We start from the raw sequence: 22,439 nt of genomic DNA on the forward strand, positions 1-22,439 counted from the left end.
AGCGGCTGTCGGCTGGGGATTCCGTGCGACGAGGCCTGGCAACCCGTCAATCGCCAGCACGTCGTTTCACGGGCCCTGCAAGCCTATGCCGCAAGGACTCGCATTGAGAACATGCCGAACACTGACGACGCTGTGCTGCGGGCCGTTTAAATGACGGACGCCATCCCACCGTCTACGGGAATGATGGCTCCTACGACATAGGCTGAACGAGGGCTGGCCAAGAAGAGCGCCACGTCGGCGACTTCTTCGGCTTTGCCATAGCGGCCCAGCGGGATGCGGGATTGGCTGTCGGCGAGGGCTTGATCGCGTGAAATGCCTTGGCGCTCGGCGTCGAGTTCCAGGACTTGTTCCACGCGCTGCGTGAAAGTCGGGCCCGGGTTGATGCCGTTGATGCGGATGCCGTAGCGAGCGTAATGCGCGGCCAGGCCGACGGTCGACAGCATCAATGCCGCGTTGGCGGATCCACCGGCCAAGTGCGTGCTGGTGGGGCGTTTGCCGCCGTTGCCGATGATGTTTACGACGATGCCGTTCGTGGCGCCGGCCGGCCGAGTGGCGGCACGGGTGCGCATACGTTCCAGAACAGCATCCTGGACGTGAATGTAGGGAAAGAACTTGGCGTCCATGGCGGCACGCCATTTGCTCGCATCGAGATCTTCGGGTTCGTAGCGGCGCGCGGCGCCGGCGCTGTTGATCAGGATGTCGATCGGTCCGATCTCGGATTCGATGCGTTCGATGGCTTGCGCCGCGGCCTGGGCGTCGGACAGGTCGGCCTGGAAGGTAGCGACGTTGTGTCCACTGGCCTGGAGTTCGGTACGTGCCTGTTCCAGCCCTTGCGGGTCGCGCGCGATGATGGCGACAAAGGCGCCTTCGGCGGCGAAGGCGTTGGCGACAGCCAGGCCGATGCCCTTGCTGCCGCCGGTTACCACTGTGACTTTACCGCTCAGTTTGAGATTCACCTGATGCTCCGCAGAGTACGTTGACGATAGCGGTCAACGATACTCCACATTGCGTCCTTGATCCTACTGTGGCGTGAGTGGCTGGGGGCGTCGTGCGTTAACCATTGGACGGCACAGGGACGGCGGGTGCGGCGGTGCGCTGACGACGATCCAGATTCCAACTGTAGAGCGCAACGATGAGTCCGCTGGCAGTGACTGCGGCCGCGACGAGCGGTGTGGCGGCAAGGCCGGGCCCGTGGTCGATGGTAAGACCGCCCAGCCATGCGCCCGCAGCATTGCCCAGGTTGAATGCCGCAATGTTGAACGCCGAGGCCAGGTTGGGCGCGTCACCTGCCTTTTCCAGGACGCGCATTTGCAGCGGTGGTACGGTGGCAAAGGCAGCGGCGCCCAGCACGGCGACCGTGACAATGGCGGCAAACTTGGCGTGTATGGTCAGACTGAATACCGCCAGCACCACGGCCAGCAGGGCCAGGCTCGCGATCAGGGTGGGCATGAGCCGGCGATCGGCGAGTTTGCCCCCGTAGGTGTTGCCTGCCACCAGACCGACGCCGAACAGTAGCAAAATGGGCGACACCATGCTCGGGCTGACGCCGGCCAGTTCTGTCAGCAGCGGGGCGATATAGGTGAACGCCGTAAATACGCCGCCAAAACCCAGTACGGTCATGGCAAAACCCAGCAGCACCTGCTTGCGCCCTAGCGCGCGCAGCTCGCCCATCAGGTCGCTGCCATGATCGCCGCGGCTGCGGGGGACCCAGATCGCAATCGCCAGCATGGCCGCCAAGCCCACCACTGTGACTGCCCAGAACGTCGAGCGCCACCCCCACGCCTGGCCCAGCCAGGTTCCGAAGGGCACCCCCAGTACATTGGCCAACGTCAGGCCGGTGAACATTAGCGCAATGGCTGACGCTTGTTTGTCTGGCCTGACCAGACTGGTGGCCACCACTGACCCCACACCGAAGAACGCGCCATGGGCTAACGAGGTGAGTACCCGAGCGGCCATCAGCGTGCCGTAGTCGGGTGCCAGCGCACAAGCCAGATTACCGAGCGTAAAAATCAGCATCAGGCTCAGCAGTAACGTTTTGCGTGGCAGTCGGGTGGTCAATATCGCGACAGGTGGTGCGCCCACCACGACGCCCAGGGCATAGCCCGTGACCAAGAGGCCCGCACTGGACAGTGATACGCCCAGATCGGCGCCGACTTCGGGCAATAGACCCATGATGACGAACTCTGTGGTGCCTATGCCAAACGCACCCACAGCTAGCGCCCAAAGCGCAATAGGCATTTCAATCTCCAAAAGAATGCAGCGGTTTATCCGTATGGACGACATTGTGCGTCGCAATATTTGTGAGAAAAAGAGGTCTACAATCACTAGACTTGTGTCTAGGAGTCAATAATGACGCTCAATTCCGACGCATTGAGGGTGTTTCTGGCGGTGGTCGATACCGGCAGCATGAGTGCGGCCGCGGAATTCTTGGGGCAGACAGCCTCAGGTGTCAGCCGAGGCCTGTCGCGCCTGGAAACTCAGTTGGGGGTGACTTTGTTGACGCGCACGACGCGTCGCATGGAGCTCACCGAAGAAGGTCAGTTGTTTTTGCAGCGTGCGCGCGGCATCGTCGGTGATCTGGATGAGGCCGAAGAGTGCATGCGCATGCGCCAGCAACAACCCGCCGGCAAGCTGCGCGTCGACGCATCAGCGCCCGTGATGTTGCACTGCGTGACGCCGCATATGGCGGCGTTCCGAGCGCAGTACCCGGAGATTTCGCTAGAGCTGACGAGCAATGACCGGATCGTCGACCTTGTTGAACACCACACCGATATTGCTCTGCGTGCCGGGCCGCTCCCAGATTCCAGTCTGCATGCGCGTGCGCTGCGGCCATCACCGCGTTGGGTGGTAGCCAGCCCCGATTATGTGGCGCGTCGAGGCAATCCCGCCACTGTGGCCGACTTGCGTCATCACGAACTGCTGGGTTTTACCCAGCCCGAGACGCTCAACGTGTGGCCGCTGCAGCAAGCGGACGGCACGGGGCTGACCGTCAGACCGACCTTGGCGACATCCAGTGGGGAAACCCAGCGCGCGTTGGCGATTCACGGCGTGGGAATTGCTTGTCTGGCCGCATTCATGGTGCAAGACGATCTCGCGGCGGGTCGCCTCGTGAAATTGCTGGAGGCCGCCCATACCGATTATCTGCAGCCGATGCATGCGGTGTATTACCGTAATACGCAGTTGGCGCAGCGTATCACGTGTTTCCTGGACTTTTTGGCCGAGCGGCTCTGACACCTGTCGGGCTAGTTGCCCCCGAATTCAGGTCAACTATGGCGTCTCGGCGTATGGCTACGCGGGGGCGCGCCGACAGTGGATCACGCAAACGTCTGTTCCATTTCACGTCGGAACTGCACGGCGGGTGCGTTTTCGTCAAAGTCGATATCGTGCCAACGGATCGGCTGCGATTGTCGAATCGGATTTTTCAGCTTGACCTTGTGGGCCAGTCCTAGCGGCAGATAGCCATCGGCGACAGAGTCGCGTGCGGGCATCAGGCGGCCATACACCGTATAGCCCCCTTCGCCATCGAGTTCTTGACCGGCGGGTAAATCGCGCTTGGCCGTGGCGACGACGTCGCCGTGCCAGCCGGTTGCAGAGCCTGTCGGCTCATGTCGCAGCCCGACACTGGCCACGCTGATGCCGAGCTCCAGTCCAATCAAGTGATAGGGCTTGTACATCGCAGCGTAGTTCCCGCTGGGATCGGTAATCAGGCCATATTCCTTGAAGCAGCGCCGCACGTAGTCGCTATCGGCGGCCAGCGTGACGTAGACGCCCCAGCGCAAATCGCGAAATACCGGGCGGCCATCGCGTTCCAGCGACGAAATCACCTCCACCTGGCCTCGATGGTGCAACATGCCGCCCTCTTCGCGAGGGCGCAGCACGCGCGCCAAATCGTCGACGCCGCAGGGAGGGAAATGCAACCCCGATGGCGAAGGCGCCAGACCGGTGGCATTGGACACGGCTGCCATCTCGATGGCGCTTTTGGTCCCATCCAGAAAACTGTTGAACATTTGGGCATTGAAATCGCCCGCGGCCACCATCTCGTTCGTAAAGCCGTAGTAGGGCCACACCGTCTCGGGCGTCGATGTATGAAACTCGGGCAGATACTTCGTACCTTTGCCCGCCGCAATCACCTCAAAACCGCTCGTACGCGCCCAATCGACCATTTCGCAAATCAGGGCAGGCTGGTCGCCATAGGCCAGCGAATACACAATGCCGGCCTCACGCGCCTTTCGCGCCAACAGCGGGCCGGCCAGTGCATCGGCTTCGACGTTGACCATAATGATGTGCTTGCCGTACTCGCAGCACGCCAGCACATGCGCGATGCCAGCGGCCGCCTGGCCGGTCGCATCAATCACAATCTGCACCTCCGCGCTGGCAATGACGGTCTCGGCATCGTCGCTGAAAAACACCCGGCCGGACTTTGCGGCATCGGACACGCTAGTCGAATGCAGCGCATCGGCCGGCCAGCCCACCCGAGTCAACGCCGCACGGGCCCGATCGGGCCTCAAATCCGCCACCGCGACCAACTGAATACCCGGCGTACGCTGGGCCTGACTGAGAAACATCGAGCCGAACTTGCCCGCGCCAATCAGCGCGACGCGTAAAGGTTTACCGTCAGCCTGGCGTTGCTTGAGCATACGGTGCAGATTCATGGCGTCTCCTAAGCGCGTGAGCCGTCAGGGTGCGACTCATCAACCTGGTATCAGGGATATCGGCAGTGCTGCAGACGCCAGAATAGCGGTTTTCTGTGATGGATAGCGAAAGTATTTGCGTTCAAACGGATGGCTAGCGCAATCAGGCATCCGCCGCATAGAGCTCGCCCGCCAGCACACTACGCCAGTTCGTCCACGTCATGCGGGGTCGATCCGTCACATGCCGGTTATAGGGCGCATCAAACAGAATATGCTTCCACCGAGGCCGGATCGCACCGTTGATCTCTGGCTTATCGTCAATCAACAAATCGCCGTGAACCAGCGTCTTGTCCCGAGTCAAAATCAATCGGTTCGTCGCCTCACGCCCGAGATGCTTCTCGACCCATAAATACTTTTCCATCACGCAGTTCTCGAACTGAGTCAGCGGCGAAGTACAAATGCGAATATCCATTCCCAGCGCCAGCAACGCCTTCACCGCCTCCAGCGCACCCGGCACAGGTGGCAAATCACGCACAAATCCCGGCGCCGTATAAATCGCCTCCGCCCGGCCCCGAAGCTCGCGCGGATAATCCTTCAAAATATGGAACGACTTACGATCCTCATGCTCGACTGGCGCAATATCCGGATACCGCTCTCGCCACACCGTCAGAAAGGCCTGGTCAAAATCAGCCAACACCCCATCTTGATCCAACAAAATAAGCATGGTCAGTTCCCACCGGTAAGCGTGCCGTTGATTGTGCCACGCAACCCTCACCCCCGACCTCGCTCACCCAGCACAAACCCTCTTTGCATCTCACGCGATGTCTCAACACGCGAGGGGAACTACTCCGTTGTGAGTCCCGAGCCGTCTCCGTGGCCCCGCCGGCCTTTTGAACGACGGGAAGTCCCGCGCAGCGGGATCTCGGCCCCTGATCATGGGCCGAGCCGTCGTGATTTGGCCGGCGGGGCCACGGAGACGGCTCGGGACGCCTCAACAGAGATTCTCCCGCTACGTCGAGCGCATCACTCGAACGCCAACTCCGCCGGCAGCGGAACATCCCACCCGCCGCCTAACGCTCTCACCAACCCAACCGCCGATCGGGCACGTTCGCCATCCAATTGCACTGAGACACGCTGCTGCGCCAATACGGTGCGGTCCGCTTCGATGACATCAAGGTAGCTGATCGAACCTTCCTTGTATTGCGTATGCGAGATGCGTGCGGCGCGTGCTGACGCTTGCAGCGCGGCGTCTTGAGCCGACATCTGGCTGGACAGGATGCGAAGGTTGGCCAGATTGTCTTCGACCTCTCTGAATGCCGTCAGGACCGTTTGCCGGTAGTTAGCGACATCCTCCTCGTAGACGGCGCGTGCGCGGTCCAGGCCTGCCTGGCGACGGCCGCCGTCAAAGATGGGAAGCGAAAGGGCGGCACCTACGATGGGGCCCAGCAGGAAGGTGCGGCTGGACCACTCAAACAAATTACCGAGTTCAGACGATTCAAACCCGGCCGCACCCGTGATGTTCAGCCGAGGGAAAAATGCGGCCTTGGCAACACCGACGCGAGCATTAGCAGCCGCCATGGCGCGCTCCGCGGCGGCAATGTCCGGACGACGTTCGAGTAGGGTCGAGGGTAGGCCCGCAGGGATGTTGACAGCGATGCGAGTCAAGGGTTGTGCGGCCAGGTTGAAGTCCGCCGGGGCTTTGCCGAGCAAGACCGCCAGCGCATGTTCCGCCGTGGTGCGGCGGCGTTCGAAACCCAGGGCTTCAGCGCGTGCAGACTCGAGCTCCGAGCGGGCCCGCGCGAGATCGAGCTCGCTGATGTCGCCCGCATCGTAGCGGCGCTCAATGAGTTGTAGTGTCTCTTCGCGCAACGTGACGGTTTGCCGATACAGGCGTAAGCCGGCATCCAGCTCACGTACCTGGAAATAAGCTTGCGCGACGTCGGCCTGTAGCGCTAATAGCACCGACCGATAGAGGGCTTCGCTTTGCTGCGCATCCGCCGTGGCGGCATCGACCGTGGAGGCGACGCGGCCGAACAGATCTACCTCGTAGGCCACGCTGGCCTGGGCGCGCCACAACGTTGAGGGATCGGTCGAGTCGTTGTCGGATAGGCCTTGTGCCGCGGGCGAAGAGCGTTGGCGCGTCGGACCAAAGCCGGCATCCACCGTGGGGAATCGTTCCGAGCGCGCGTCGCCGAGCAGCGCCCGGGCTTGCTTCAGGCGAGCGGCGGCGGCCTGCAGGTTTTGATTGGCCTGTTGCGCCTCTTGCTCCAGCGCATTGAGGGTGTCATCGCCAAAGAGTTTCCACCATTCGCCGCGTAATGCTTGTTCGGCCGGTTGCGCGGCCTGCCACGTGCCCGCTTCATGTGCAGGCAAGGGCGACTCGGCCTGAGCCTCTTTGAACGCGGCCGGGGTCGTCACGCTGGGGCGCTCGTACTCCGGGCCGACCGCGCAGCCGGCCAGGATCAGCAGCATGGCGAGCAGGCCGGACATTTTGGGCAGGGCGGCCCGCACCCGCAAAGGACGCGTGGTCGCGGGCGCCATCGTGGAGCCCTCTGCAGAGAGGGCGTGTGTGGATAAGTGCGTCATGGTCGATGTGTTTTGCATAGCAGTTCTCTGCGTCTGTTCGGGCTTAGTGGCCCACATGCTCGCTAGCCGGTTGCGTTGTCACGGGGGCTTCATGGGCCGTGGCCGAGTGCAGCTTGCGTGTGCCCAGCGATCGCAGCAGTACATAAAAAACGGGTGTCAGGAACAAGCCGAACAACGTTACGCCGAGCATCCCGAAGAACACCGCCACCCCCATGGCTTGCCGCATTTCTGCGCCGGCGCCAAAGGACAGGACCAGTGGCACCACTCCCATGATGAAAGCAATGGACGTCATCAAAATAGGCCGCAAGCGCAAGCGACTTGCTTCGATGGCGGCCTGCAGCGGCGTGCTGCCCTGCATCTCCAGTTCGCGTGCGAATTCCACAATCAGGATGGCGTTCTTCGCGGATAACCCGACCAGCACCATCAACCCGATCTGGGTGAAAATGTTGTTATCGCCGCCCGTTAACCACACCCCTGTCAGCGCCGCCAGGACGCTCATCGGCACGATCAGGATGACAGCCAGGGGTAGCGTCAGGCTTTCATACAAGGCGGCGAGCACCAGGAAGACCAGCAGCACACTGATGGGGAATACCCACAGCCCGGCATTACCCGCCAGGATTTGTTGGTAGGTCAGGTCCGTCCATTCGAATTTCACGCCACGTGGCAAGGTCTCGGCCGCGATACGTTCTGCCGCTTCCTGGGCCTGGTCGGATGAGTATCCGGGCGCCGGTCCGCCATTGATATCCGCGGCCGTAAAGCCGTTGTAGCGCACCACCATTTCCGGGCCAAAGGTCTGACGTACATTGACCAATGCGGATAATGGCACCATTTGCCCGGTATCGCTGCGGGTCTTCAATTGTCCAATGTCGTCAGGGTGGGCACGGAACTGCGCGTCAGCCTGTGCGCGTACTTGGAAAACCCGGCCGAAACGATTGAAGTCGTTGACATACATCGAACCCAGATAGATTTGTAATGTGTCGAACACATCGGTCACGGGCACACCCAATTGCTTGGCCTTGACCCGGTCGAGGTCTACGTCCAGTTGCGGCACGTTGATCTGGTAATTGGAGAACGTCGGGCCGAGCTCCGGCGTCTGCTGTGCTTTGGCCAGGAACGCCTGGGTAGCCTTGTCCAATTCGGCATAGCCCAGCGAGGCACGGTCTTCGATTTGCAATTTGAAGCCGCCCATCGTGCCCAGGCCCATGACCGGAGGTGGTGGGAATACCGCGATATAGGCATCCTTGATCGACGCGAACTTGGCATTGAGCGCGCCCGTGATGGCGTCGCTGGACAGGGCAGGATCGTGACGTTCATCAAAGGGCTTGAGGGTCACGAAGACGATGCCCGCACTGGAGCTATTGGTAAAGCCGTTGATCGATAGGCCAGGAAAGGCGATGGCACTGGCCACGCCCGGCTCCTTGAGCGCGATATCGGACATGCGGCGGATCACGTCTTCGGTGCGGTCCAGCGAGGCACCATTGGGCAATTGCGTAAAGCCGATCAGATATTGCTTGTCCTGGGCGGGCACAAATCCGCCCGGCACCAGTTGTGAAACGCCGACGGTTGCCGCCAGCAACACGACATAGATGCCCATTGCGCCGGCTTTGCGGCGAATCACGCCTGTGACGCCGACCGCATAGGCATCCGATGAGCGCGAGAAAAATCGGTTGAACGCATTGAAGAATCGTCCAAACAATCGGTTCATTACGCGCGTCAGCCAATCGGGTTTGTCGTGATGACCCTTTAACAAGATGGCAGACAGGGCGGGCGACAGGGTCAACGAGTTAAATGCCGAGATGACCGTCGAGATGGCGATGGTCATGGCGAACTGTTTGTAGAACTGACCCGATAGCCCCGTCATGAACGCCAGCGGTACGAACACCGCGCATAGCGTCAGTGCGATAGCGATGATGGGCCCGCTGACTTCGCGCATGGCGCGATAGGTAGCGTCGCGCGGTGTGAGCCCGGCGGCAATATTGCGCTCGACGTTTTCGACGACCACGATCGCATCATCGACCACAATACCGATGGCGAGCACCATGCCAAACAGCGACAGGGCGTTGATCGAATAGCCGAACATCAACAAGAGCGAGAACGTGCCCACGATCGACACCGGCACGGCCAATAGCGGAATCAACGAAGCCCGCCAGGTTTGCAGGAAGACGATCACGACCAGCACCACCAGGGCGATGGCCTCCAGCAGCGTCGTAATCACCGCCTTGATGCTCGAGCGCACGAACTGCGTCGGGTCGTACTCGATACGGTATTCCACCGAGGGCGGAAAGTCGGCGGCGAGTTCTTTCATGGTCTCGCGAACCTGCGAGGAAACGTCCAGCGCGTTGGCGCCAGGTGACTGCATGATTCCCATCCCGATAGCGGGCTTGTTGTCCAGCAACGAGCGCAACCCGTACTCCTGGGCGCCCAACTCGATGCGCGCCACATCCGACAGTCGCGTGATAGCGCCATCAGGAGAGGACTTCAAAATAATGTTGCCGAACTCGGTTTCGTCTTTCAGGCGACCCTGCGCATTGACCGAAAACTGCATGGGCACGTCGCCCACCGTGGGCGAGGCGCCGATCACGCCCGCAGCGACCTGCACGTTTTGCTCGCGAATCGCGTTGACGACGTCGGTGGCGGTCAGGTCGCGTTGCGCGACCTTTTGCGGATCGAGCCACACACGCATGGAATAGCTGCCCGATCCCCAGATTTGTACTTCGCCCACGCCGCTAATGCGCGCCAGACGGTCTTTGACGTTAAGGACGGCGTAGTTGCGCAGATAGGTGCTGTCATAGCGATCGTCAGGCGAAATCAGATGCACCACCAGCGTCAGTGTCGGCGAGCTTTTGGTGGTGGTGACGCCCAGGCGTTGAACGTCCGGCGGCAGGCGCGGCAAGGCTTGCGAGACCCGGTTTTGCACGAGTTGTTGCGCCTTGTCCGGATCGACGCCGAGTTTGAAGTACACCGTCACGGCCAGGTTGCCGTCGCTGTTGGCTTGCGACTGCATGTAGAGCATGTCCTCGACACCGTTGATGGATTCCTCCAGAGGCGAGGCAACGGTATTGGCGATCACGGCGGGGTTGGCGCCGGGATACTGGGCACGCACCACGACCGACGGCGGCACCACTTCGGGGTATTCCGAGATGGGCAGCTGGAACATGGCCAGCAGGCCAGCCAGCAAAATAATCACTGACAAGACGCCTGCAAAGATGGGCCGATCGATAAAGAATTTAGAGATGTTCATGCTTGCTTCCTGCAAGGGGCACGGTGACTTCAGGCAACACGGGATCTAGCCAGCACACGATTTGTGTGCTGGCAGCTCTGCTTGGATAAAGCCTTTTATGTGTTCAGGCGCTGTCATCCCGGCGCCGGCCTAACGTCTTCAGTTGATACTGGCTGTTGTGGTTGCGGTGGTGCTTGTGGCGGTTGTGGCGGCGGTTGTCGCTGTCGGCGTGCTTTGGGGCGAATCTTCCATCGAGACCAGATTGGGCGCCACGATTTCGCCCGGACGCACGCGCTGTAGACCATTGACGACGACACGTTCGCCCGCTTGCAACCCTTCGGTGATGACGCGCAACTTGCCTTGGCTCGCACCCAGCGATACTCGTCGATAGACCGTGCGACCTTCGTCGTCCACGACCAACACGAAGCGTTTGTCCTGGTCAGTGCCAATGGCGCGCTCTTCAACCAGGACGGCCGCGTGGGGTTCCGTGCCACCCAGGCGAATGCGAGCGTACATCCCCGGCAGCAGCGAGCCATCGGCGTTGTTGAACATTGCTCGCACGCGTATCGTGCCCGAGGTGGTGTTGATGCGGTTGTCGACCGATTGCACAACCCCTTCGCGGGAATAATTCTCCTCGTTCGCAAGACCCAGTTGGACAGGGACTGGCGCACCGGAGACACGGGCCGGACTCATGTACTTCAGATAGGTCCGCTCGTCGACGTCAAAGGCGGCATACATCTGAGATACCGATACCAGCGTGGTGAGGGGTGTCGACGTGGCACCGGCCGCTACGACGTTGCCTTCGGTGATTTCCGCTCGCGAGACACGGCCCGCCACCGGGGCGACGATTTCCGTGTAGCCTAGGTTCAGCTTGGCGGCATCCAGCGCGGCGTCGGCCGCTTGTACGTTAGCAGCCGCCTCTCTGGCATCGTTACGTTTTGATTCAAAATCGCGCCGGGCGATCGCGTTTTCCGCCAACAGGCGCTTGCCGCGTGCCAGCTCGGACGCCGTAAATGCGACCCGCGCGCGAGCGGCGGCGAGTTGCGCCTCGGCGCGGTCGACCTCGGCGGCATAGGGGCGCGGGTCGATGGTAAAAAGCGGATCCCCTTTGTTGACCAGGCTGCCATCTTTAAAATGCACCGCGGTCAGGGTGCCGGAGACCAATGGCCGAATGTCGACTCGGTCGATGGCTTCGAGCCGGCCGGAGTAATCCTGCCAGTCGATCAGCGTTTTGCCCAGGGCAGGCGCCACGTCAACGGACGGGGCTGCAGGCGCAGCCTGGGTCTGAGCGGTAGCGGTGCCGGCGGGGTCGCCCCACAGGGAATAACTGCCTGCGGCGGCCACCAGGGCCACAAAAATCGTCAACAGCGCAATAGGCGGGCGCGAAACAAGCATGATGTTTCCTTAGAGCATGAGGGATAATTGACCGAGGCGAAAAGGGCGGCGGTATTGCACCGCGCAGTCCCGAAATCCGGGGCTTGGGGTATCGGTCTAATCAGATAGGACGTATTCTGAGTGTTTTCCCGCGCAGGATAAATATAGCTATTCCGTCAATACTATTCAAAATACTCGACTAATAAAATCTAAAAGCGCGGTATGCTTTAGCCACTGCTATTTTGTTTTTCAGGACGGGACCATGGATCGTTTTCAAGCCATGCAGGTCTTTGTACGTGTCGTTGACGTCAACAGCTTTACCCGGGCCGCCGACAGCCTGGCATTGCCGCGCACGACAGTCACCACCACCATTCAGAATCTGGAGCGCCACCTGGGGGTGCGGCTATTGAATCGCACCACACGCCGCATCAGCTTGACCCCGGATGGGGCGGCCTACTATGACCATAGCCAACGCATTCTGGCCGACGTCGAGGAAACCGAGGCCTGCTTTCAAGAGGCGGCGGTTCGCCCACAGGGTAAATTGCGTATTGATGTGCCCGCCAGTGTGGGCCAGCGGATCCTGGTCCCGGCGCTCTGCGAATTCCACACGCGCTATCCCGATATTGAGTTGGTGCTTGGCATGAGTGATCGTCGCGTCGACCTGGTGCAAGAGGCCGTCGATTGCGTCATCCGAGGCGGCGAACTCGAAGACTCGACCCTCGTGGCGCGTCGTATCGGGTCGTTCCAGTTCCTGACCTGCGCGGCGCCGTCTTATCTGGCGCGCAATGGCGTGCCACATACGCTGGACGACCTGAAAAACCATACTGCCCTGAATTACTTTGCCAGCCGTTCCGGCCGTAATTACAACTGGGATTTTGTGATCGATGGCCAGGTTCACGAAATCGAAATGCCGGGGATCGTCTCTGTCAACGATTCGAACGCCCACTTGGCACTTGCGCTGCAAGGGTTCGGCCTGATCCAGACGGCCCGTTTCATCGCCTTGCCGCATGTGCTGGCGGGTGAACTGATCGAGGTGATGCCGCAGTACAAGCCCCAGGTGTTGCCGATTTCCTTGCTTTATCCGCAAAGCCGTCAACTCTCACCCAAGGTGAGAGTGTTTTCCGATTGGGTGGCGGAGTTGTTCTCGCGGTGTCCTCTGTTGCGTGGAGGCGACGGTACCGAGGCCTGTCACGACGTTCGCTATGCAGAATTGTCCCAGTCTGCAATGCGGGCCCCGCGCCGTGGCGAGCTCGCCGAACCCGAGTATGCGATATAGGACCTGCACGGTCCGACGGCAGGGTCGGGCAGGCCTGGCGAGCGGGAACATTCAGATGCCATGCCAGGGCGAACTGTGACGGGCCGCCCTGGTTCGTACTGTATATTTGAACGCTCGGCTTTTCCGCCTCATCGGCCCGTCCCATGCAGCAGCCCGTCCTACCCGCGTACTTGATTGCCCGCTGGCTACTTTTGCTAGTGCTGCTGGCCGGCGTTTATTTTCTCAGCGGTTTTTTGGTACCGGCGCTGGCGGCCCTGATCATCGGCCTGGCCACATGGCCGTTGTTTCAGCGCCTGGTCGCAGCCTGCGGTGGCCGAACCATGGTGGCGGCCTCATTAGCCCTGGTTGGCGTGATCCTGGTACTGATCGTGCCGCTGACCCTGGCGCTGTCATACGCGGTGCAGGAGGCCAGCAGTTTCATCGCCTGGGCCCTGGCCGCCAACCGTCACGGGGTAGAGGTCCCGACCTGGATCTCGGCATTGCCTGGGGTCGGTGAAAAGCTGTCCGAATATTGGCGCACGTATATCGGCGAGCCCCACGCGTTGGGCGCGTTGGTCGAAATGGTCAGCGGCGAACATCTGGGTAATATCTATCGCATGGTGCTGTCCGCAACCGGCAACGCCTTTCACCTGGTGCTGAATGTCATATTCATGTTGATCACGCTGTTCTTTGTGTACAAGGATGGCGACAACATGATCGAGCAACTGGACGTACTGGGCGAGCGGATTTTGCCGACACGCTGGCAACGCTTCTCCCGCGTGGTACCGGCAACCGTGGGCTCCACGGTGACAGGCATGAGCCTGATCGCCGTGGGTGAAGGGGTTGTGCTGGGCCTGGCGTACTGGATCGCTGGCGTGCCCTCGCCGGTGTTGCTGGGCGTGGTGACAGGCTTTATGGCCATGGTCCCCGGCGGCGCCCCGCTGTCATTCACCCTGGTGTCCCTGTATTTGGTGGGATCGGGGCAGTTAGTGGCCGGCATTGCGCTGTTAGCCTGGGGCACCATTGAGCTCTTCATCGTCGACAAGACCTTGCGCCCGCGCCTCGTGGGCGGACCGGTCAAATTGCCGTTTCTCCCCACGTTTTTTGGTTTGATCGGCGGGGTAAAAACCATGGGCATCGTGGGTCTGTTCGTAGGCCCGGTGCTGATGGCATTGCTGGTCGCCGTATGGCGCGAATGGGTGCGCAATGTCAGGCGCGACCGCGATCTGGCTCGATTAAAGAATGCAGAGGCGCCGACCAGGACGCAGGCCGACGAACCCGCGTAAAGCGATATGATTAAGCCTGCGTATGAAGCGTCGGCTCGTCCGATTGCATCGTGCGCGGGGCTCTTTCGACACATCCAAGTCGATTGTTCTCGTCGATATCATCGAGGAAAAAATGTCTGCATCATCCGTGGCGGCCCAAGTGGCCACTCTGCGCGAGCAGGGGTTTGTGGTCGCCCGCCAGTTTGCTTCACCCGACACCGTAAAGGCCCTGCGCGCTGAGACACAACAACAGTTGGCCCAGGCCGTTGCCCCACTGGAATACGAGGCCGATTTGCAATATCCAGGCGCGCCCACGTCCCGTCAGGCGCAAGGCGGCGCAACGGTGCGCCGTCTGCTCAATGCCTATGGCCGCGGCCCCCTGTTTCAGGCATGGTCCACCACACCAGCCGTGGCTAGCTGGCTCAGGACGTATTTTGCGGACACCCCCGTGTTGTCCACCGTCCATCACAATTGCGTCATGACCAAACACCCGGCCTACGGCAGCCTGACCGGCTGGCACCAGGATATCCGCTATTGGTCGTTCACTGACGATGACCTCGTCTCGACTTGGCTGGCGCTAGGTCCCGAGACCGCGGATAACGGTGGCCTGTTTTTCTTGCCGGGCTCCCACACCGCCCCATTCTCTGCCGAGCAATTCGACGAGCAAAAATTCTTTCGCGCCGATCTCCCGGAAAACCAATCCTGGATCAATCGCGCAGTCTGCCCGGATCTCGAACCCGGCGACGTCGTCTTCTTCCATTGCCGGACCCTGCATGCGGCGCGCCAGAACAGCAGCACGCAAGTCAAACTCTCCGTGGTCCACACCTATTATCCGCAGACATGTGCACCGTTGCCGCAGACCCGGTCGGCGTCCTTGCCTGGCGTACCGTTGTTGGCGTAGGTGTCTGCTGTGGGTGGCGGTTGGTCTCTGTCTAGGCGTCCCGTGCGCGTGTTATGGGTCACACCGGCCAGATCGCGACGGCTCGGCCCATAAGCACGGGCCGAGGTCCCGCTGCACGGGACTTCCCGCCGCTCAAACTGGCCGGCGTGACCCATAACACGCGCACGGGACTCGCAGTGCAGTGATGCCGATCCGCTCTCTATCCTGTGTAGCAGACAGCTTGCGCGTGGAGAAAATGCGAGCCCCGGTGTGGGATGCGAAGCGGCGCCGGGCCTATCACGACGGCTCGGCCCGTGACCAGGGGCCTCGGTCCCGCTGCGCGGGACTGCCCGTCGCTCAACGGCCCGGCGCCGCTTCGCATCCCACACCGGGGCGCCAATCGCACCACCGACGCATGCCCGAGCCAAGACCGACGCATTAAGCCGCCCTAAAGCGCCGCAATTTGCCATCCCCCGTGCCCATCCAGACGCAGCACGTGACCATGAAATGCGTCCAGTGTGCTGCGATGTCCCACGCTGACGAGCATGCTGTTCGGTAGTGTTTCGCGCAGCAACGTATAGAGCGCATGTTCCAGTCCTTCGTCGGTGGCGGAGGTCGCTTCGTCGAGAAAAACGATGGCCGGTCGGTTGAACAGAACGCGAGCAAAAGCCAGGCGTTGTTGCTCGCCGAGGGAGAGGACGCGTGACCAATCGTTAGGTTGGTCCAGGGCTTTGGTCAGGTGTCCGAGTTGCGTCTGGTGCAGTGCCTCGATCAGACGGGGATCGTCTGCAGGCGTGGCGTGAGCGGGGTAGGCCAACGCGGTGCGCAGGTCGCCCAATGGCAAGTAGGGGCGTTGCGATAAGAATAGCGCTTGTGCCTGTGTGGGACGTTGCACCAGGCCATCGGCATGCGGCCATAGGCCTGCCAGGGCGCGTAGCAGGGTTGTCTTGCCGCTGCCGGAGGGGCCTTTGATCAACAAGGCTTGGCTGGGTGTCAGGCGCAGGTGCAGGTCGCGTAGCAGAGGGTGCTCTTGATCGTCGGGGCGATAGACGTTTACGCCGTCGATGTGCAGGGCATCGGGCTGTGATCGGGTTTGCACGTGCGGCAGGGCGCGTGCTTGTTGGTTGGCATCCTGAAAGCCGTCTAGTCGCGTCAGGGTGGCACGGTACTGGGCGAAGGTGTCGTACGAGGTCCGAAAGAACGATAGTGAGTCCTGGACCTGGCCAAAGGCCTGGGCGGTTTGCATGACGTCGCCTAGCTTGATGGCGCCACTGAAAAAACGTTGGGCCTGCAGCATGAACGGGAATATGACCGCGATCTGGCTGATGGTGAGGTTCAATCCGTCGAACTTCACCATGCGGCGGATGAGCGCCCATTGGTTGGCGATGAATGCGGCAAAGCGTGTGGCCAAGGTCTGTCGTTCGACGGCCGCTCCTTGATAAAAGGCGACGTTCTCGGCGTTTTCGCGCAGTCGCACCAGTGCATAGCGGAAGTTTGCTGTGAGTTGCTCGGCGAGGAAATTCAGTCGAATTAACGGATGCCCGACTTTAAAGGCGAGGAGCGTGGCCACAATGACGTAGGCATACACCAGCATGACCATGGCGCGAGGCACTTCGATGCTGCCCAGGGTCAGCGGGCCGGATTGGATCCACAGAATCTGTGTGAACGCCACGAGCGACACGAGGGCGCTGATCGCACCGAACGCCAGGGCACGCGAGCCCGCCACAAATGCCGTGATGTCCAGTTCAATGCGTTGGTCGGGGTTGTCGATGGGGTCATCGAGAAATTGACCGCGGTAGTAAGCGCTGCCCGCCAGCCAATCTTCTGTCAGGCGTTCATTGAGCCAGACGCGCCAGTGAATTTCAAAGGCCTGGCCGATGTAGTAATCGATCAGCGAGCGCGCGACGTGGATGGTGGCCAAGATACCGAATACGCCCAGCATGATCCTGAACGCCCCGGCGTTCAGGGCCTGCAACGCGTTGTAGAACCCTTGGTACCAGTACGAAAACAGGACCGTCATGCGTACCGCGGCCAAAGCAAGCAATAGCTGCAGCGCCAAGCTGAGTAGCGGCCCCCAGCTACGGCGCGGGTCCAGGTACGGCCACGTCAGCCGCCAGAACTGACGACCCCACTGAGTCGTGCGCGCCAGGATGTAAATCAGTACTGCCGAAACACTGCCGGCAATAAGAAAACTGTACAGCAGCCAAAGCAGGCTGCTGCTTAATTGCTGATGCCAATTCAGATCCATAGGGAGCGGTGTACCTTGCGGGTGATTTGTTATGGGCGGGTTTGCCCCGCTAGTTAGCCCGGCTCCCGGGACGCGTGGATGACGCGATACAACGTGGGTGCCCTTTTAAAATTAGAGGGGAGATTGATAAATAGTTCCCTGGGGCAATCACAGGCTTGTCAGGTACTCGTCGCGTGTGCGGCGATAGCGGCTTGCCAGAAGGCTTCGGCCGCGGGTGTGAGCGTGGTGGTGGGGCGGTACAAGCAAATGTCGGTGCTGACCCGCCAATCGGCAGATCCTGCCTCGACGAGTCGGCCATCCTGTATCTCGGTCTCGATGAGACTGTGTGGTAACCATGTGATCCCGCGACCATCCAGCGCCATGTTTTTCAGGACAGTCGCCAGGTGGGCGGTGAAAACCGGTTCTACGCGCGCCTGCTGTAGTGCAGCCCCCAGTCGGGCGTGGATCAGGCGGCCCAGGCCGGATTCGATGCTGTAGGTCAGCATCGGGACGGTGTGATTCGCGTGTTCCGACAAGGTATGGCGAGGCCGGCCGGCACGATCAGGCGAACATACGGGGACCAGCGTGTCGCTGCCGATAGTCAGGGCTTGATAAGCCGGCGTGTCCAGGCGGCTGGGGGCTTGGGCATGGGTGTGGCACAGTAGAAACTGCACGCGACCTTGCTGCATCCAGGCTTCGCATTGTTGCAGCATGTCTGAGACGAGTTGAATCGGACCGATAGGGGTGCGCGACTCCAGGCCGCGCAGCCATTGCGGCAGGAAGGTCAGCGATAAGGCGTGGGTGGCCGCAAAGCGCAGGGTGGCGGAGCCGGCTGCCGCGACGGCACGGGCTTCGTCGGGCACGCGTGCGACACGTCCAAGGATTTCTTGCGCCGTCTCGCGAAACCAGGCGCCGGTCTCGGTCAAAGTGATCGGATGCGTGCTGCGGTCAAATAATTCGACGCCAAGCCATTCTTCGAGCGCGCGGATGCGACGACTGAAAGCCGGTTGAGTCATGTGCCGGTCTTGCGCCGCGCGCGAGAAATTACCGCTGGTGGCCAAGGCCTGAAAGTCTTCTAGCCAGGACAAATTCATGGCAATGCCTAGAAAGCATGAAAGCAGAAAAAAATGGCATTGGGCAAACCTCATGCCAAGCCTTGATAATACGCTGCATCGTTGACCGACACCTCGGTACAGCCCTGATTCCTCGAACGACCGGAGACCCTGTTCATGAAGATTGTCGACATCCGCGAATCTACGCGCCCGATTAAGTCGAATATTCGCAACGCGTATATCGATTTCTCGAAAATGACACTCAGCCTTGTGGCGGTCGTGACGGATGTGATCCGTGATGGCAAACCGGTCATCGGCTACGGATTTAACTCCAATGGCCGCTATGGGCAGGGTGGTTTGATTCGGGAGCGTTTTGCGCCACGCGTTTTGCAAGCCGAAGCCGATAGTCTGCTCGACGATACGCGTAACAACCTGGATCCTCACAAAATCTGGGCGACGTTGATGACGAATGAGAAACCGGGGGGGCACGGTGAGCGCTCGGTTGCTGTCGGGACGATCGACATGGCTGTCTGGGACGCCGTCGCCAAAATCGAGGAAAAACCCCTGTACCAACTATTGGCTGAGCGCTATGGAAATGGCAAGGCGAATCGCGACGTGTTCGTGTACGCCGCGGGTGGGTATTACTGGCCGGGGCAGGGGCTGGAAGGTCTGCGCCGCGAAATGCAAAGTTATCTGGACCGTGGTTATTCGGTCGTGAAAAAGAAAATCGGCGGCGCCTCGCTAGCCGAAGATTGCGCGCGTATCGAGGCCGTCTTGAAACTGCTCGGACCGGGGCAGCGTTTGGCGGTCGATGCGAATGGCCGGTTTGATTTGAAGACGGCGGTGGAGTATGCCAAGGCCTTGTCTCAGTATGATTTGTTCTGGTACGAAGAGGCGGGCGATCCGCTGGATTACGCCTTGCAGGCGGAGCTGGCGAATCACTACGCGGGATCGATGGCAACGGGGGAAAATCTGTTTTCTATGCAGGATGCGCGCAATCTGATTCGTTATGGCGGTATGCGCTCCGATCGGGATTGGCTGCAGTTCGATTGTGCGTTGAGTTATGGGCTAGTGGAGTATTTGCGCACGCTGGACATGCTGAAAGAAAACGGCTGGTCCGCATCGCGCTGCATCCCTCACGGCGGCCATCAAATGTCGCTGGCCATCGCGGCCGGGCTCGGACTAGGCGGCAATGAGTCCTACCCCGATCTGTTCCAACCCTATGGCGGTTTCCCTGACGGCGTACAAGTCAAAGACAGCATCGTGACCTTGCCGGAACTGCCTGGCATCGGCTTCGAAGGCAAGGCCGACTTGTATGCGGAGATGCGGGCGTTGGCTGAGTGATTGTGTGCGCGTGCTGGCGTTGTGGGATGTCTCTATGTTGGCGTCCCTGCCGAGTGCCTGGGGGTCGCTCCGGCCCGCCTCGACGTCCAGAAGAACAACACCCCCCGCTTAAAGCACAACCCGCAGGTGCTCATCCAAGTGCCCGGTCGGAGTAACCCGCCAGCCGCTTTGGGCGTAGCGCAACCAGCGACCCAGCACCAAATGGGTCAGCAGGCTGGCCCGTGCGCTGATGTCGGTGTCGGGGGGCAAGTCGCCATCGGTGACCGCAACACGCAAGGACTGCTTGATCGAGGCCTCGATGCGGTCGTTGATGTGGTTGATGCGTTCTTGCAGTCGGTTGTCTTCCGTGACCAGCGCATCGCCGGTCAGCACGCGAGTCATGCCTTTATTGCGCTCGGAAAACGCCAGCAGCATCGACACCGTCTTGCGGGCTTGGCCCACGCCATGGGGCTCTGCCGTCGCGATCTGGTTGACTAGCGTAAACAGGCTGACTTCGATGAATTCAATGAGGCCCTCGAACATTTGGGCCTTGCTGGCGAAATGTCGGTACAGCGCGGCTTCGGACACTTGCATCCGTGCTGCCAGGGCGGCCGTCGTGATACGGGCCGCGTGTGGCTGCTCTAGCATTTCTGCCAGGGTTTGCAGGATCTGGTTCTTGCGCTCGCCGGGTTTGCTCGCCATGGCTGACAACGGATGGGTCCGACAAAAAGGGAAAGGGCGTGTATGCTACACCGCACGCACTGGACGGCGGCGCAGCAATAAATCACTGACCGAGTTTACCCGCAAGTCGACATAGCTCGGTCGCTGGTTGTTGCGACGAGCAAAAGGTGTACCCGAGTGATACACGTGCACGGTGCGCAGACCGACCTGGCGAGCGCTGCGCAGGTTAGGCAGCGTGTCCTCCACGAGCACGGCGCGTGCCGCGGGGACGCCTTCGCGAGCCAACACGTAACGGAGCAGCGCCGGTGAGGGCTTGGGGCGGAATTCGCCGTGCAAACGCATATGCTCGATGGCCCATAGACTGTCGAACTGTTGCAGGATACCCAGATGCCGCAGCACGCTGCGCGCGTAATGAAACGGTGCGTTGGTCAGCAGCACCTTGCGGCCGGGCAACTGTCGCAGCTTGGCTGACAGGCCGGTTTCGGCGCGTATCAGGGGGCGCACGTCGAAGTCATGGCTGCGATGCAGGAAATCACGCATATTGATGCCGTGGTGACGTTCCATGCCGATGGCCGTCGCGCCGTAGCGCAGCCAGTACTTTGCGCGTAGCGCATTGGCGGTCTCGATATCGACATTGAGCGACTCGGAGACGGCGGCGGTCATGCCGCGATCGATGCACGGGAAGATCGCGTGCGAGCAGTCGTGCAGCGTGTTATCCAGATCGAACAGCCACAGGCGTTCGGAAACGCCCGCGGCAATGCGGCGCGAGCGACGCAGGCGCGCCGCGGGTCGCAGCAAGTAGCGATGCGCGAGCATCAATGCGAGCTGATCATGGTGCCAACGCCTTCGTTGGTCAGGATCTCCAGCAGCAGGCAGTGGGGGACGCGGCCATCGACAATGTGTACGGAGTTCACGCCATTTTTGGCGGCATCCAGCGACGACGAGATCTTGGGCAGCATGCCGCCAGAGATGGTGCCGTCGGCGAACAACTCGTCGATGGTCTGCGCGGACAGCTTGGTCAGCAGATTGCCGGCCTTGTCCAGTACGCCCGGCGTATTGGTCATCATCAGCAGTTTTTCCGCGCCCAGCACTTCGGCCATTTTGCCGGCGACCACGTCTGCGTTGATGTTGTAGGCCGTGCCGTCCTCGCCATAGCCGATTGGCGAAATCACCGGGATGAACTGGTCGTCTTGCAGCGCTTTGACGACGGCGGGCTCGACCAAGGTGATGTCACCCACGAAACCGATATCCAGTGGTTCAGCGGGATTTTCCTTGTTGGCCATGAGCTTTTTCTGGGCCTGGATCAACATGCCGTCTTTGCCGGTCAGGCCGACGGCTTTACCGCCTGCCTCGTTGATCATCATGACGATGTCCTGCTGGACCTGGCCGCCGAGTACCCACTCGACGACCTCCATGGTCTCGGCGTCGGTGACGCGCATGCCTTGTACGAACGTGCCTTGTTTGCCGATGCGGCGTAGCGCATCGTCGATCTGCGGCCCGCCGCCATGGACGACCACCGGGTTCAATCCCACCAGCTTGAGCAGGACCACGTCGTGCGCGAAGCTGCGTTGCAGGCGCTCTTCAGTCATGGCGTTGCCGCCGTACTTCACCACGATGGTCTTGCCGTGGAATCGTCGTATATACGGCAGCGCTTCGGAAAGAACGGCCGCCTTGATGGCAGGCGACGAAACGGGGGCAGGGTCGGGGGTGTCGGTCATGGCAACAAAAACTCAGCTAAAGAAGGAGTTAGTAGAAAAGTAAAATGCCTGCGCCGGCGCGGACATCGGCGCTGCCAGGGCAAGCATACGGCAGATTGTAGACCCCGCCTATGTCATATAGCCAAAACCTATGTTGTTATGCCCGACAAATAACCGCTATTCAGGTAAATTGGGGGCGTTTTTGCAACGGCCCCGGCCCGGTAGGCCGGGCTTTTCTACTTCACGGG

The 22,439-nt window shown here is 60.8% G+C and carries 17 protein-coding genes; 5 read left to right on the forward strand and 12 right to left on the reverse strand.

Annotation, left to right across the window (positions count from 1 at the left end):
- Positions 1-146: 146 nt before the first annotated feature.
- On the reverse strand, positions 147-956 hold the full coding sequence (locus tag ACYVDM_RS25475) for an SDR family oxidoreductase (RefSeq protein WP_415792744.1): 810 nt from the start codon (positions 954-956) through the stop codon (positions 147-149).
- 97 nt (positions 957-1,053) lie between these two features.
- Positions 1,054-2,238, reverse strand: coding sequence for an MFS transporter (locus ACYVDM_RS25480; RefSeq protein ID WP_415792745.1), 1,185 nt, complete (start codon positions 2,236-2,238; stop codon positions 1,054-1,056).
- A 111-nt stretch (positions 2,239-2,349) separates the two neighbouring features.
- Here ACYVDM_RS25480 and ACYVDM_RS25485 point away from each other — a divergent pair, with 111 nt between their 5' ends.
- Positions 2,350-3,231 (forward strand): LysR substrate-binding domain-containing protein, encoded by an 882-nt coding sequence (locus ACYVDM_RS25485; protein WP_415792746.1) that lies wholly within the window; start codon positions 2,350-2,352, stop codon positions 3,229-3,231.
- 83 nt (positions 3,232-3,314) lie between these two features.
- Here ACYVDM_RS25485 and ACYVDM_RS25490 read toward each other — a convergent pair whose 3' ends face one another.
- The 5 genes from ACYVDM_RS25490 to ACYVDM_RS25510 form a co-directional block, all read right to left on the reverse strand.
- Positions 3,315-4,652: an NAD(P)H-dependent oxidoreductase gene (locus ACYVDM_RS25490; protein WP_415792747.1), complete on the reverse strand. Its 1,338-nt coding sequence runs from the start codon at positions 4,650-4,652 to the stop codon at positions 3,315-3,317.
- 142 nt (positions 4,653-4,794) lie between these two features.
- On the reverse strand, positions 4,795-5,355 hold the full coding sequence (locus ACYVDM_RS25495; RefSeq protein ID WP_415792748.1) for a 5'-3'-deoxyribonucleotidase: 561 nt from the start codon (positions 5,353-5,355) through the stop codon (positions 4,795-4,797).
- A gap of 299 nt (positions 5,356-5,654) precedes the next feature.
- Positions 5,655-7,172 (reverse strand): efflux transporter outer membrane subunit, encoded by a 1,518-nt coding sequence (locus ACYVDM_RS25500; protein WP_415792679.1) that lies wholly within the window; start codon positions 7,170-7,172, stop codon positions 5,655-5,657.
- 88 nt (positions 7,173-7,260) lie between these two features.
- Positions 7,261-10,458: an efflux RND transporter permease subunit gene (locus ACYVDM_RS25505; protein WP_415792512.1), complete on the reverse strand. Its 3,198-nt coding sequence runs from the start codon at positions 10,456-10,458 to the stop codon at positions 7,261-7,263.
- Between the two features lie 138 nt (positions 10,459-10,596).
- Positions 10,597-11,832 (reverse strand): efflux RND transporter periplasmic adaptor subunit, encoded by a 1,236-nt coding sequence (locus ACYVDM_RS25510; RefSeq protein WP_415792513.1) that lies wholly within the window; start codon positions 11,830-11,832, stop codon positions 10,597-10,599.
- A gap of 241 nt (positions 11,833-12,073) precedes the next feature.
- Here ACYVDM_RS25510 and ACYVDM_RS25515 point away from each other — a divergent pair, with 241 nt between their 5' ends.
- The 3 genes from ACYVDM_RS25515 (at position 12,074) to ACYVDM_RS25525 (ending at position 15,232) form a co-directional block, all read left to right on the forward strand.
- A complete protein-coding gene (locus tag ACYVDM_RS25515; RefSeq protein WP_415792515.1) occupies positions 12,074-13,087 on the forward strand; it encodes a LysR family transcriptional regulator in 1,014 nt (337 codons plus the stop codon).
- Between the two features lie 143 nt (positions 13,088-13,230).
- On the forward strand, positions 13,231-14,352 hold the full coding sequence (locus ACYVDM_RS25520) for an AI-2E family transporter (RefSeq protein ID WP_415792516.1): 1,122 nt from the start codon (positions 13,231-13,233) through the stop codon (positions 14,350-14,352).
- A gap of 112 nt (positions 14,353-14,464) precedes the next feature.
- Complete coding sequence (locus tag ACYVDM_RS25525) at positions 14,465-15,232, forward strand: phytanoyl-CoA dioxygenase family protein (RefSeq protein ID WP_415792517.1); 768 nt, start codon at positions 14,465-14,467, stop codon at positions 15,230-15,232.
- Between the two features lie 427 nt (positions 15,233-15,659).
- Here ACYVDM_RS25525 and ACYVDM_RS25530 read toward each other — a convergent pair whose 3' ends face one another.
- Entirely contained in the window at positions 15,660-17,459 is a 1,800-nt protein-coding gene (locus ACYVDM_RS25530; RefSeq protein ID WP_415793404.1) for an ABC transporter ATP-binding protein/permease, read from the reverse strand.
- Between the two features lie 158 nt (positions 17,460-17,617).
- Positions 17,618-18,532, reverse strand: a complete 915-nt coding sequence (locus ACYVDM_RS25535; RefSeq protein WP_415793405.1) for a LysR family transcriptional regulator — start codon at positions 18,530-18,532, stop codon at positions 17,618-17,620.
- 135 nt (positions 18,533-18,667) lie between these two features.
- Here ACYVDM_RS25535 and ACYVDM_RS25540 point away from each other — a divergent pair, with 135 nt between their 5' ends.
- Entirely contained in the window at positions 18,668-19,834 is a 1,167-nt protein-coding gene (locus ACYVDM_RS25540; RefSeq protein ID WP_415793406.1) for a mandelate racemase/muconate lactonizing enzyme family protein, read from the forward strand.
- Between the two features lie 108 nt (positions 19,835-19,942).
- Here ACYVDM_RS25540 and slmA read toward each other — a convergent pair whose 3' ends face one another.
- Genes slmA through argB form a run of 3 tightly spaced genes read right to left on the reverse strand, consistent with a single transcriptional unit; the run spans position 19,943 to position 22,212 of the window.
- Complete coding sequence (gene slmA / locus ACYVDM_RS25545) at positions 19,943-20,515, reverse strand: nucleoid occlusion factor SlmA (RefSeq protein ID WP_415793407.1); 573 nt, start codon at positions 20,513-20,515, stop codon at positions 19,943-19,945.
- A gap of 45 nt (positions 20,516-20,560) precedes the next feature.
- Entirely contained in the window at positions 20,561-21,310 is a 750-nt protein-coding gene (locus ACYVDM_RS25550; protein WP_415793408.1) for a pyrimidine 5'-nucleotidase, read from the reverse strand.
- Positions 21,310-22,212, reverse strand: a complete 903-nt coding sequence (argB, locus tag ACYVDM_RS25555; RefSeq protein ID WP_415793409.1) for an acetylglutamate kinase — start codon at positions 22,210-22,212, stop codon at positions 21,310-21,312. The genes ACYVDM_RS25550 and argB overlap by 1 nt, the downstream gene beginning before the upstream one ends.
- Between the last annotated feature and the right edge of the window lie 227 nt (positions 22,213-22,439).

The sequence above is a fragment of the Bordetella tumulicola genome (assembly GCF_054779135.1).